Below are 12173 nucleotides of genomic sequence, written 5' to 3' on the forward strand. Positions count from 1 at the left end.
GGGCGGCCCATCCGGCCTGGAACCGCCCGAGGGCGCGAGACTGGCGAGATACCGGGTCTGCGGCAACCAAGAGGTGGGGGGCGCGGCTCAGGGCGTTGGCGGGACTGCCTGCTCGGTCGGTGGGGGGAGGTCCGGGTTGTAGAGGCCGCGCAGCACCAGGAGTGCGCCCTGGTCGTCGCGCAGCAGCGCGGGCCGCCCGTCCACGAGCCCCACCACCCTCACGGTGAAGCCCACCCCGTCCGGCGTCACGTGCACGGCCAGCGAGCCGGGCACGAGCGGCTCCGGCACCGCCGCTTCGGAGGGCAGCCAGACCACCTGGGGCGCCACGGGCTGGAACGTGCGCGTGCGCACCCGGGCCTCACGGCCCTCCGCCCGGGCGAGGGCGCTGCGCCAGGCCTCGGGCTCCACCGGCGCGCCGCCATGCGCCTGCAGCTCCCCCACCATGGCCAGGTGGACCCGGCGCGCCACGCGGAGGAACTCCACGTTGGCCGCGGACTCGGAGCGCGTCTCTTCCAGCCCCTGGGGCCTGCCCGCCGCCAGCGTGCCCACCACGCCCAGGAGGATGGCCCCGGACGCCCACCCCGGCGCGGAGCGGCCCCGCGCCAGCGCCACGCCCAGGCGCAGCGAGCCCACCGCGGACAGCAGCGAGGCGCCCAGCAGCAGCCACCGGGGCGGAGCGCCCGCGTGGAAGGGCTGCCCGAGCGCATGAGCGACGTGGAGCCACTCCACCCGCGAGGCGACGAGCACCCCCGCCGCGAAGGCGAGGAAGACGACCGCATGCACCAGCCGCAGCCCCAGCGGGGACGGCTGGCCCACCGTGCTCCCTGCCGTCACGGGAACGGCAGGTTCAGCACGAAATAGAAGGAGTCGTAATAAATCTGGTACGCCTCCAGGAACAGGTCGATGACGTTCGACTGCTGGTCCTCGGTCCAGCGGACCTTCACCGACGCGCCGATGACGAGCGCGACGACGAGAATCCAGTTCAGCAGGGAGTACTCGACCAGGGCCTGCCCGCGGCTGTGGCGGGAGCGGGTGCGCGGAGTCTTCGGATGGCTCACGGCTTGTCCTCCGGGGTCTTGGGCGAGTCCGCCGCGGGGGCGCCCTCCTCCGCCTCCGTCAGGGAGGGGAACACGGCGTCAGCATACTCCAGGCGGACCTTGGGTGCGTTCGGCGGTGGCAGCACCATGCGCGGCTTCGCGTCGATGCCGTACTCCGCCACTTCCATGGTGTGGGCGATGCCGGGAATCTCCGTCTTGGCCAGGTGGAGCAGCGGAATCTCCCGGCTGACCCACATGCGCTTGATGACGGTGCTCTTCATGACGACCTCCACGGGGACGGCCGTCACCGTACCGGCGAGCGTCATCAGCCGCGCTTCCTTGCCGGAGCGTACCGTGGGCCGGGCGCCCGTGGGCAGCCGCTCCGAGGGCGGAGCCGGCGTGGCGTCTTCCTTCTGACGCTCGCGCTTCTCCTCCTCCTGCTGCTTCACCACGTGCTCCAGCGCCTCCTGCGAGTACTCCTGCGGCCGGTCGAAGGGGCCGCCGATGTAGAGGCGGGTGATGGCGTCGAAGCGGATCTGCTCGTTCTCCCGCGCCACCAGCATGCGCATCTGCGCCAGGGGGGCCTTCATGGCCGGGTGCGTGCCCGCCTCCATTTCCACCCACACCGCGTCGCGGCCCAGCTTGTCCTTCTCGTCGCCCACGACGGCGATGCGCCAGTAGTAGGCGCGCTCGCCGCCGCTGTGGAAGCGGTACGTCACCCAGTCGCCCGTGCGCGAGGCGCGCGCGCCCTTGGACATGTGCGACAGCAGCTCGCGCGCCGCCGGGGGCACCTGCGCCCGGGCCGGGCCCACGCCCGCCAGCAGCACCACCCACAACACCCACGCCTTCATTTCCCACCCTCGCGCGCGGCCTTCTGCTTCTGCTCCTGCTCGTGGGCCTGGCGGCTGGCGCGCACGGCCTCGTCGTTGGGCACGGCGTCAATCCGGTCCGAGCCCACCCACATCTGCACCACCGCCGTCACCCCTTCGTCCACCGGGGTCAGCGTGGTCATCACCTGCTCGCCCTTGCGGGCGTGCTCCATCGTCACCTGGGTGTCGCCGCCCAGCTTCGAGGCCACGTGGCGCACCGGCTCGAAGCCCTGCCGCGCCAGCTCCGCCGTCATCCGCTGCTGCACCTCCGTCAGCCCGCCCTGCACCAGCGAGGTGCGGTTCTGCGAGCCGCCCGGGTCGTCGCGGGTGGCCAGGTCCTGGCTGTAGAGCGTGCCCTCCAGCTTCACCAAGCCCTGCGCGGGCTTCTTCGGCGGGCGCACCCACAAGTCCCGCAGCACCGTGAAGCCCAGCGTCTTGCCCAGGTGCTGGCGCAGCACCACGCCGCGCTGCAGCCCCTCGCGCGTGTAGAGGGCGGACACCACGGCCTCGTCCTTCATGTCCCCCTCCACCACGGTGGGGTAGCCGTCCTCGCGCCACTTGCGCGCGAAGTACTCCGCCACCTTCGCCATGGAGTCGGGCGTGGTGAAGTACGCCAGCCGGTAGTACTCGCCGCCAATGACCAGGTCATTGCCGATGCGGGTGTGCAGCGTCCCCGGGTAGATGGGCAGCTCCTGCTCGGCGGCCGCGGGCACCACCGCCAGCAGCGCGCACAGGAGCCCCACCCGCGCCAGGCTCCTATTCACAACGGACCTTGTCATCCTGCTCGTCCCGCTCCGTGGATTCCTGCTGCACATCCGGGTCCGACGGGTCGTCGGCCATGGCGCGCTTGCAGCCCATGAAGAACTCGCCGCGCGCCTCGAAGACCCGGATGTAGTTGCTGTGCTCGTAGGTCATCTCGTCCCGAAAGGGCGCCGTATCGAAGCAGTCCGGCCGATCGTGGTCCAGCAGGCCCCGCATGGCGTGCAGGCCGCTGCTTGCCCGGCTGTCGTACTTGTTCAGGCCGTTGCAGTCGCCCTTCTGGTCCGGGGTGATGCCGTAGTTGCGGGCCACGACGAAGGTGCCGAAGAAGTTGGGGATGACGGTGGCCACCGCGTCGAGGATGCCGCCGATGCCCAGGCTGTTCAGCACGTTGCCCAGGCCCAGGAACTTCATGCGGCCCACCTGCTGGTAGAGGCCGTGGGGCGTGCCGCCCGAGCGGTGGTTGCCGGCGCGGCGCCCGTCGATGACGGCGTCGCCGCCGTCCGGCATGTGCCAGCCGTTGGCGTACATGGAGAAGCGCGAGCGCAGCGGCACGCTGGCCAGGTCCTGCCCGCCGAAGGTGTCCGTCTGGAAGAAGCCACCCGGGCCGCTGTTCTCGTCGAGGTAGCTGCGGGGGATGATGACGTTGTCGAAGTTCATCGTCACCTCCGACTCCACCCACCCCTTGTTGTTGAAGCCCCAGCCGTTGAGCAGCGCCCCGGCGCCCGAGTTGAGCGCGCCGAGGATGCCGCCGGCGAAGCTGCCACCCTCGCTGGTGCTGGGTCGGCTCAGCATCCCGCTCTCCAGGAAGGGAATCTCCTTGTTGGTGATGGTCCCCGCCACGCTGCTGTAGCGCGCGATGAAGGTCCCCGCGGGCGCGTTGGGCTCCACCGAGTCCATGTCGGTGTAGCGCTCGATGAGCTCCCGGTGGGCCTCCTGGCGGGCGTCCTCGAACGCGGCGTCGTGGTTGCCGTTGGCGAAGTCGCTGAGGGTGTAGCTCGTCATCTCCCAGACGGCGTAGCGGGCCATCTCCTGGAGCTTCAGCTTCGCCCTCACCAGCTCGGTGAGGTACATGCTGAACATCAAGATCATGACGAGGAGGGGCACGGCGAGCGCGAACTCGACCGTGGCGGCCCCCCGGGAGGGGCGAAGACGCACGTGGCGGCGGGCTCTCATGGCATTCCTCAGTGGGTCACGATCTTCGGCGCGATGCCCTGCATCTGCGCGGGCAGCCGGCGCATCAGCTGGTTGACCATCGGCAGCGACTCACGGCCCTGGTACACGGAGGCCAGGCGCGGCCGCCAGTAGGGGTTGAAGAAGTTGGGCTGCTCCGTCCAGTTGCCGGGCCGGTGGTAGTACGTCTGCCCGCGCGAGATGACGTTGAGCCCCTCGACCAGGCCGAGGAACTTCTTGCGGTCGTTCTTCAGGTTCAGCTCGTCCGTGTCGTTGGTGAAGGCGAACTTCACCTTGCCCTCGTCGTTGAGGAGCGCGGGCGCGTTGGTGCCGGTGCCATCCGTGTTGGCCCGGTTCACCACCTGGTCCGGCGTCTTGTTCAACGCCACCCAGGTGGTGGGCTGGTTGAAGTCCACCTTGCGCGAGGCATTCTGCTGCATGTCCGCGGTCGCCACGGGGTTGCAGGTGTCGCCGAGCTGGCCCGGCTCGAAGTGCATGAAGGGCACCACGCCGCCCCACGGGTGGTTGCCGTCCTGCACCGGCCGCACGTGGGCCGCGTAGACGTCCACCCTCGCCCAGCACTTGAAGGCCAGCTCCAGCACGCAGACCGTGGAGCGGTGCACGCCGACCTGGCGCTCCGGCCCGCCGGGCTGCCGGTGGTGGTTCCAGCGCTCGCGGTTGTCGGGGTAGTTGACGCGCCAGTGGACGCCGCCCGAGTTGCGGCCGCTGTCCGTGTCGTTCATCGCCCAGACGCTGGTCTTCATCGTGTGCCGGTACGGCAGCTTGATGCCGCGCCGGTCGTTCAGGCCCTTGCGGTTGTCACCGAAGCACTTGGCGTAGTCGTCGTCCTCGTTGCAGGACAGCGGGTTGTCCGCCTTGCCCACGACGACGTCGATCTCCGCCGGCCCCAGCTTCAGCCAGTAGAGGTCGTCGGCGCCCATGTTGTCGCCCTGCGCCGTCATGCCCCAGGGGTGGAGGTTGTCGTTCCAGTCGCGGATGAAGCTGCGCGAGCCGATGACCTGCTGCGCGGTGGGGAAGCTCGCGGACAGCATGCGCGTCTGCCCCAGCTTCTGGAACTCGAGGATGCCGGGCGCGTTGATGCCGCCATTGAGCAGGTCGCGGATGATGCCCAGCGAGTCCGGCAGCGGCAGCAGGTCTCCCAGGCGCCGTGCCGTGGTGAAGCGCTCCGGGCAGATGCCGCCGCTGGCGTCACACGAGTAGCGCGTGGCGTTGGTGATGCCGCCCATGGAGCGCTTGGCCCGGGCGACGGGGTCGTCGGCCGCCTTCTTCGTCACGTCCAGCGCGCCGAAGGGGTTCTTCCAGGTGCGCGGGTCCAACGGCTTGCCACCCGAGTGCGGGCTGTGCGCCTGGCTGAAGAGGCACTGGCTGTAGAGGCCCGTCGCGAGCTGGCTGGTCAGCGAGCTGATGTTCTTGTCGTTCGCATCGATGACCCCCTGCGTCGTCTGCGTCACGTGCGTGGACGCGGACATCATCACCGCCTGAGACGCGAAGTACATCACCCCGTTGAGCACCCGGTGCGCGGGGATGAGCCAGCGGCCTATCGGCAGGTCCGGGTTGAGGCCTCGTAGGAGCTGCTGGAGGGGCCGTAGGAAGAAGTTCTTGTACGCATCCATGATCGCTCCGACGGCTCGGATGATCTGGCTCACAACGGGGATGAGGTTCTCCAATATAGGACAGGCAGCCTTCCAGAAGAGGTTGCTCCCACTCCCCGCGCATGGATTGAGGGTCTTCATGAACGCGTACAGGTCCGTGAAGAACGCCTCCGCCGAGTAGATGAGCGAGATGAGCGACAGCCACATCATCGCCGACACGTAGTGCGACACCTGGGTGCGGTTCGCATACGCGTAGAAGTTGAAGGCGCGCGCCTCCATGGCGGCCATGGAGTAGGCGGCCGCGTCCGCGGTGTTCTGCAGGCGCACGCGCTCGTGCACGGTGTGGCCGATGTTGACCGTGGTCAGCACGGCGATGGACATCACCAGCACCATCAGCGCGGCCAGCACGAGGGCCTGGCCTTCCTGGCGGCGGAAGCTCTGTCGGAGGGTCCGGGTGAACATGGCTTACAGGCCCCAATCGGGGTTGAGGTGCATGATCCACTTCCGGTGGAAGTTGGACTGCATGCGCATGGTGTAGGTGGCCGTCAGGGGGATGAAGTAGCGCTTGCCCACGAGGCTGGAGACGAGCGGGATGCTGCCGGTGGACAGGCCCCAGAGCACCGCCATCTCCAGCGGATACACGGAGTCGTAGCCCTTCTCGTGCTCGACGCCGCGGACGGCCGCGGCCCCCAGCGGGGAGATGTTGCCGTCGGCCATCATGTTGGCACGCGGGTCCAACGTGGCCCGGTCGATGGAGCCTCGCAGCGCCACGCCCGCGTTGGAGGCGAACCAGGACGTGAAGATGACCCAGTTGGCGAAGGGCACGCGCAGCTCGTACCAGTAGCGCAGGCGGATGGTGAGCCGCGTCGCCTTGCGGAACACCAGCTCCGAGTCATCCGGCTCGGGCAGGTTGAAGAACTTGCGGATGTTGTTCTCCAGCGAGGGGACCTCCGGGAAGCTGTCCGCCCCGTCGAAGTCCAGCTCCTGCCAGTTGTAGCCGCTGCGCAGCTTCCAGATGCTGTCGATGGGCGTGAAGTACGCGGGATTGACGGTGTCCACGCGGATCATGCCGAACAGGTTGGACCCGTTGACCGTGCGGGGCACCCGGCCGCCGCCGAAGTTCAGCGAGCGCATGGCCGAGTCGTAGACCTGGTGGATGATGAAGGTCTTCCCGAGCTCGACGACGTCGTCCGTGCGGCCCAGCGTGGGCAGCAGCGCGACGATGGCCGCGTCGTGCATGCGCTCGTTGTTGCCGTTCCACACGATGCCGGCCCGCGCCGCCTGGTACGCGGCGTACTCGGTCATCAGCTTCGCGTGCTGCATCATCGTCAGCTGGATGATGCCCAACGTCATGAACACCGTGAGGGGCATGATCATCGCCGCCTCGACCGCCGCCTGACCCGACTGACGGCGGGACTGCCCCCGCACCCGCCCACCCTCTGCTTCCGTTCCCATGCATCCATTATCGAACGGCCGACACCATGGCCGTATCGGTCAAATGGACAGACCTGCCCCTACGTTGGCGCCCATTTCCTTTTACGAGGAAACCACCGCCCGCTATTTGGACGGCCCTGCGGCTTTTCCAGGAGTTTGGGGGTCAGCATCGCCCCGCGAGAGGCGGCTGCGGGCGACCTGGGCCGCAGCGGACCCGGGGGCATCAGCCAGCACCTGGTTGCACGCGGCGCGCCCTTGCGCGAGCCGGCCGAGCGCGAGCTCCGCGTCACAGAGGCGGTTGAGCAGCCCCAGCCGCTCGGACGCGGACGGCTGCGCCGCGAGCGCCGAGCGCAGCAGGGCCACCTCTCCGGCACGGTCTCCCTCGGCGTAGGCCTCCTGGGCCCTGCGGGACAGCTCCGTCACGGACGGGCCCTGCTCCTGGCGCCGCGGACTGGCGGGGGGCGGGGGTGGCGCGGCGGCGACGGCGACGGGCGCGGACCGCTTCGCCTTCTTCGCGGGAGCCGGCGCCGCGGTGGACGCGGAGGCGCGACGCTGCTCGGACGGGGGCCGTGACGCGCCGTAGCTCGCGCGGTCCTCGTCCGCCCGTCCAGCCGCGGGGGATGGGGCCGCGGCAACGCCCTCGGCGACGGAGCCCGGGGCCCCTTCAGCGACCGGCTCGACCTCGGCCTCGGGCTGCCGCTCGTAGGCGGCTGCATCGTCCGAGGAAGCCACCTCGGCCGGAGCCGTGCCACCCAGCCTCAGCGACTCGCGCGGCGGCACCTGCTTCGGGGCCTGGGCGTCGGATTCGCGGAGGTCGGCCGGGCTCGTGGACTCCTCGTCCAGCTCCGCGAACTTGGAGGGAGCGGACTTCGCGACGGGGGATGGCTTCATCGCCAGCTCCTTGGAGGCGCTGCCCTGCGGGCGCGCTTCGTCCTCCAGCAGGTCCAGCTTCCGGAGCTTCCCCTCACCCTTCCGGGCGCCGCTGGTACCGACCCCGCCACCACTGCCCCCGTTGAGCCAGTCTTCCGCGCGCGGCGCCTCCCGCTTCGCCATGGCCTTCGACTCTTCCGCGACCTTCTCCGCCGGCACGTCCTGGGGCGAAGGCGGAGGAATCCGCATCGCCAGCTGGGGCTCCGCCTGGGCCTGTGCCGCGGGCAGCTCGGCGCTCGGAGCCTGGACGGGCGCCACGCTGTCCTTCGCCCGCACCTCCGCCATGGACAGGTTGGCTTCGGTGAGCGCGGGGTTGCGCGCCTGGAGGGTGAGGATGCCGAAGGTGCTCACCGACGCGAGACCCACCACGGGCAGCAGCCAGCGGCGCCAGCGCGACGGCTTGGGCGCGGGGCCGGCCGCGTTGCGACGCGCGGCCTGGTGCGCATAGGCCAGCAGCGACTCCAGGCCGGCGTCCGGCGCGGGCTCCTGGGTGGACAGCTGGGACATGGTGGCGCGCACGCCGCGGATGTCCTGCAGCGCCTGGGTGCAGCGGGCACAGCCCTGCAGGTGCGCCTCCACCACCCGGGCCTCGGGGACGGGCAGCTCGCCATAGACGAAGTCGAGGAGCCGGTCCTCGTGCGCATGGAGGTTCTGCGGATTCATCCCACCACCGTCCTTCCGTCGTCGGCGAGGTCGCCGTCCACGCCCATCTCAGCCAGGCGTCGGCGGAGCCCGTCGAGCGCGTAGCGCATCCGGCTCTTCACCGTGTTCTCGGACACGCCCGTCACCTCGGCGATGTCCTTGAAGGGGATGCCGCTGTACTCACGCAGGATGAACACCTCTCGCTGCTCCTCCGGGAGCGCCGCCAGTGCGCGCTCCAGCATCGGCCTGAGGCGGGCGTTGTACGCGCCGCGCTCGGGGCTGGCGCCCGTGTCCGGCAGCCCCTCGCCCAGCGGACGTCCCTCGTCCCCGTCCTGACCCGCGGCGGGGGCTTCCAGGGACGACGCCTGGCGGTAGCTCTCTTTGCGCGCGCTGTCCACGCAGAGGTTCCTCGCAATCGTGTAGAGCCAGGTCGTGAACTTCGCCTTGGGCGTGTATTCGCCGGCGCTCCGTACCACCTTCAGCCACGTCTCCTGCAGCACGTCCTCCGCCCGTGCTCGGTGCCCGACGAAGCGCAGGACGAAGTTGAACACCGGCGTCCGGTGCTTGCGCACCAACGCCTCGAACGCGCGCGCGTCCCCCGCCTGGAAGGCGAGCATCAGCCGCTCGTCTGAGGTCTCCGGTCCCAACACTCCCCCGTCTCTCCTGGAGCACCGACACCCCGACCCATTTCCTCAACCCGTCCTTCATAACGGGCGACGGGCCGTGAGGGTCTATCCGGGGCGTGGTCTCCGGTAAGTGGCGAGAATGACAGGGACCGCCACGGCTGTCACGAGGGCGGCCTGGGCCAGCAGCACCGCCGGGAGTGGCCGCTGGACGTGCACATACAGCGAGCGGCCGAGCGCCAGCCCCAGCAGCAGCCCGGTCAGCGTTCTCACGCTGTTGGAACCCGAGGCAGGCCGGAAGCGCCCCACCGCCCAGTCCCCCAGCGCTGGCAGCGTGAGGGCCAGCACCGCCGGCACGTCCCAGCGCCAGTGCAGCGGCGCGCGCGCGACGAAGAGGCCCACCAGCGCGGCGAGCATCACCGGGTACGTGCCCAGGCAGCGCGCGCAGACGCGCACCCCGCCGAGGACGTAGGTGCGGTTGTACTCATCCGGATGATGGTGGCTGAGCCAGAACACCGGGGACACCTCCGGGAGTGGGTTCGGTGGCGGCGGCCCGGGACTCCTCCTCCGATAGGAAGCAGGCGGAGACGTGCCCGGAGCCGAGCGGGTACAGCGGCGGCGTCTCGCGCCGGCAGCGCTCCATGACGTGGGGGCAGCGCGGGTGGAAGGCGCAGCCGGAGGGCGGGTTCAGGGGCGACGGCGGCTCGCCCGGCACCAGCAGGCGGGTGCGCGCGCGGCCGGGGTCCGGCACCGGCACCGCGGACAGGAGCGCCTGCGTGTACGGGTGGCGCGGCCGGCGGTAGAGCGCGGCGGCGGGCGCCAGCTCGACGATGCGGCCCAGGTACATCACCGCCACGCGGGTGGAGACGTACTCGACGATCTTCAGGTCGTGCGCGATGAAGACGTAGGTGAGCCCGCGCTCCTTCTGCAGGTCCACCAGGAGGTTGACGATCTGCGCCTGGATGGACACGTCCAGCGCGCTGATGGGCTCGTCGGCGACCACCAGGTCCGGGCGCAATGCGATGGCCCGTGCAATGCCGATGCGCTGACGCTGGCCGCCGGAGAACTCGTGCGGGTAGCGGTCCAGCGCCTCGCGCGGCAGGCCCATGGCGTCCACCAGCGCGGCCACCTCGCGCTCGCGCTCGCCGCGCTCCCGGGCCAGGCCGTGGATGGCGAAGGGCTCCGCCAGGATGTCGCGCACCGTCAGCCGCGGGTTGAGCGAGGCATACGGGTCCTGGAAGACGAGCTGCATGCGCCGGCGCAGCGGCCGCAGGGTGCGCTGGGACTGGCCGGTGAGCTCCTGCCCCTCGAAGCGGATGGAGCCTGCGGTGGGCTCCACCAGCCGCAGCAGCGCGCGGCCCAGCGTGCTCTTGCCGCAGCCGCTCTCTCCCACCAACCCGAGCGTCTCGCCGCGCACGACGTCGAAGCCCACGCCGTCCACGGCCTTCACCGCGCCGCGCACGCGGCCCAGCAGCCCGCCCCGGACGGGGAAGTGGACCTTGAGGTCCCGCACCTGAAGCAGCGGCCCGGAGCTCATGGCGCGGGCACCGGGTCGTGGCAGGCGGCGAGCGGCCCGTACCGCTTGCGCTCGTGGACCTCGAGGTCCCTCACCTGGAGCGGAGCGAGCGTCATGGCGCGGGCACCGGGTTGTGGCAGGCGGCGAGCTGCCCGTCCCGCTTGGGCTCCAGCGGAGGCGTCACGCGCGCGCACACCTCCAGCGCGCGGTCGCACCTGTCGCGGAAGGCGCAGCCGGAGGGCAGCTTGCGCAGGGAGGGCACCATGCCCGGAATGGCCCGCAGCCGACGGTGGGGCGAGTCACCGCCCTCCCCCATCGCCAGTTGCAGCGAGGGAATGGAGCGCAGCAGGCCCGCGGTGTACGGGTGCGCCGGCCGCGAGAACAGCTCACGCACCGGAGCACGCTCCACCACGCGGCCCGCGTACATCACCACCACCGCGTCGCAGCTCTCGGCCACCACGCCCAGGTCATGGGTGATGAGCATCACCGCCATGCGCCGCTCGGCCTGGAGCCGCTCGAGCAGCTCGAGAATCTGGGCCTGGATGGTGACGTCCAGCGCGGTGGTGGGCTCGTCGGCGATGAGCAGCGACGGGTCACACGCCAGGGCCATGGCCAGCATCACCCGCTGCCGCATGCCGCCGGAGAGCTGGTGCGGGTACGCGTCCACGCGCTCCTCCGGCGCGGGGATGCCCACCTGCCGCAGCATCTCCACCGCCCGCTCGCGCGCCTGCGAGCGCGACGCGCCCAGGTGCAGCCGCACGCCCTCGGAGATCTGCTCCCCCACGGTGAAGACGGGGTTGAGCGACGTCATCGGCTCCTGGAAGACCATGGCCGCGTGGCGGCCGCGCACCCGCCGCAGCTCCGCCTCGGGCAGCTTGAGCAAATCACGCCCCTGGAAGAGCACCTCGCCGCCCACCACGCGCACGGGCGGGTCGGGGGCCAGCCGCAGCAGGGAGAGGGCGGTGAGGCTCTTGCCGCAGCCGCTCTCCCCCACCACGCCCAGCGTGCCGCCCGGAGGCACCGTGAAGGACACGCCGTCCACGGCGCGCACCGGCCCTTCCTCCAGCGACAGCTCCGTGGTGAGCCCGCGCACGTCGAGCAGGGGCGCCTCGACGGCGGGCCGCGCGGCGGACGTCACTTCCTCGCCAGCTCCTCCAGGAACTCCACCTCCTGGATGACGCCCTTGCGGATGAGCAGGCGGATGAGGCTGGCCACCATGCGGGCGGGCTTCACCTTCTCCGTGTCCAGCACCGCCTCGTCACCCCGGGAGATGCGCTCCAGGTCGTCCAGGACGGCCAGGTCCTCGTCGGAGAACTGGGGCGTCGGCGTCAGCGACACCGAGGGCCGGGCGCCCTGCGCCGCCCCGCCGAACAGCACCACCGGCACCCGGGGCTTGCCTCCCGCGCCGTCCCCGTCGGGAATGGGCGGTGGCGGCCGGCCCGGGGCCGCGGGCTCCACGCCCAGCAGGTCATCCAGCACGTCCGCGCCCGGCGGCGGCGGAGGAGACTCCCTGGGCGGAGGCGGCGGCGTGGCCGGGCCGCGGGCCGCGGGCCTCGCGGCGGGCGCGGCAGCGGCGC

Annotated in this window: 12 protein-coding genes and 1 pseudogene; all 13 read right to left on the bottom strand. The window is 71.0% G+C overall.

What is annotated here, in order from left to right; translation table 11 throughout:
• Window positions 1-87: 87 nt before the first annotated feature.
• Window positions 88-834 (bottom strand): hypothetical protein, encoded by a 747-nt coding sequence (locus LXT23_RS49060; protein ID WP_253987477.1) that lies wholly within the window; start codon window positions 832-834, stop codon window positions 88-90.
• Window positions 831-1058: a hypothetical protein gene (locus LXT23_RS49065; protein WP_253987478.1), complete on the bottom strand. Its 228-nt coding sequence runs from the start codon at window positions 1056-1058 to the stop codon at window positions 831-833. Before LXT23_RS49065 ends, LXT23_RS49060 begins: the two co-directional genes overlap by 4 nt.
• Window positions 1055-1888: a hypothetical protein gene (locus tag LXT23_RS49070; protein ID WP_253987479.1), complete on the bottom strand. Its 834-nt coding sequence runs from the start codon at window positions 1886-1888 to the stop codon at window positions 1055-1057. Before LXT23_RS49070 ends, LXT23_RS49065 begins: the two co-directional genes overlap by 4 nt.
• Window positions 1885-2685, bottom strand: a complete 801-nt coding sequence (locus LXT23_RS49075; RefSeq protein ID WP_253987480.1) for a hypothetical protein — start codon at window positions 2683-2685, stop codon at window positions 1885-1887. The genes LXT23_RS49070 and LXT23_RS49075 overlap by 4 nt, the downstream gene beginning before the upstream one ends.
• A complete protein-coding gene (locus LXT23_RS49080; protein ID WP_253987481.1) occupies window positions 2663-3841 on the bottom strand; it encodes a TadE/TadG family type IV pilus assembly protein in 1179 nt (392 codons plus the stop codon). The genes LXT23_RS49075 and LXT23_RS49080 overlap by 23 nt, the downstream gene beginning before the upstream one ends.
• Before the next feature lie 8 nt (window positions 3842-3849).
• Window positions 3850-5913, bottom strand: a complete 2064-nt coding sequence (locus LXT23_RS49085) for a TadE/TadG family type IV pilus assembly protein (RefSeq protein WP_253987482.1) — start codon at window positions 5911-5913, stop codon at window positions 3850-3852.
• Window positions 5914-5916: 3 nt separating this feature from the next.
• On the bottom strand, window positions 5917-6906 hold the full coding sequence (locus tag LXT23_RS49090) for a TadE/TadG family type IV pilus assembly protein (protein WP_253987483.1): 990 nt from the start codon (window positions 6904-6906) through the stop codon (window positions 5917-5919).
• A gap of 102 nt (window positions 6907-7008) precedes the next feature.
• Window positions 7009-8478: an anti-sigma factor gene (locus tag LXT23_RS49095; RefSeq protein ID WP_253987484.1), complete on the bottom strand. Its 1470-nt coding sequence runs from the start codon at window positions 8476-8478 to the stop codon at window positions 7009-7011.
• Window positions 8475-9107 carry an RNA polymerase sigma factor gene (locus tag LXT23_RS49100; protein ID WP_323379180.1) on the bottom strand — a complete coding sequence of 211 codons (633 nt, stop codon included), beginning with the start codon at window positions 9105-9107 and terminating at the stop codon, window positions 8475-8477. Before LXT23_RS49100 ends, LXT23_RS49095 begins: the two co-directional genes overlap by 4 nt.
• A gap of 81 nt (window positions 9108-9188) precedes the next feature.
• On the bottom strand, window positions 9189-9596 hold the full coding sequence (locus LXT23_RS49105; protein WP_253987485.1) for a DUF2085 domain-containing protein: 408 nt from the start codon (window positions 9594-9596) through the stop codon (window positions 9189-9191).
• Complete coding sequence (locus LXT23_RS49110) at window positions 9565-10617, bottom strand: ABC transporter ATP-binding protein (protein WP_253987486.1); 1053 nt, start codon at window positions 10615-10617, stop codon at window positions 9565-9567. The genes LXT23_RS49105 and LXT23_RS49110 overlap by 32 nt, the downstream gene beginning before the upstream one ends.
• Window positions 10618-10708: 91 nt before the next feature.
• Window positions 10709-11734, bottom strand: coding sequence for an ABC transporter ATP-binding protein (locus LXT23_RS49115; RefSeq protein ID WP_253987487.1), 1026 nt, complete (start codon window positions 11732-11734; stop codon window positions 10709-10711).
• A pseudogene (locus tag LXT23_RS49120) lies at window positions 11731-12173 on the bottom strand (hypothetical protein); the annotation flags it as partial. The pseudogene LXT23_RS49120 and the gene LXT23_RS49115, both read right to left, overlap by 4 nt.

This window comes from Pyxidicoccus xibeiensis (assembly GCF_024198175.1).
Classification (GTDB): Bacteria; Myxococcota; Myxococcia; order Myxococcales; family Myxococcaceae; genus Myxococcus; species Myxococcus xibeiensis.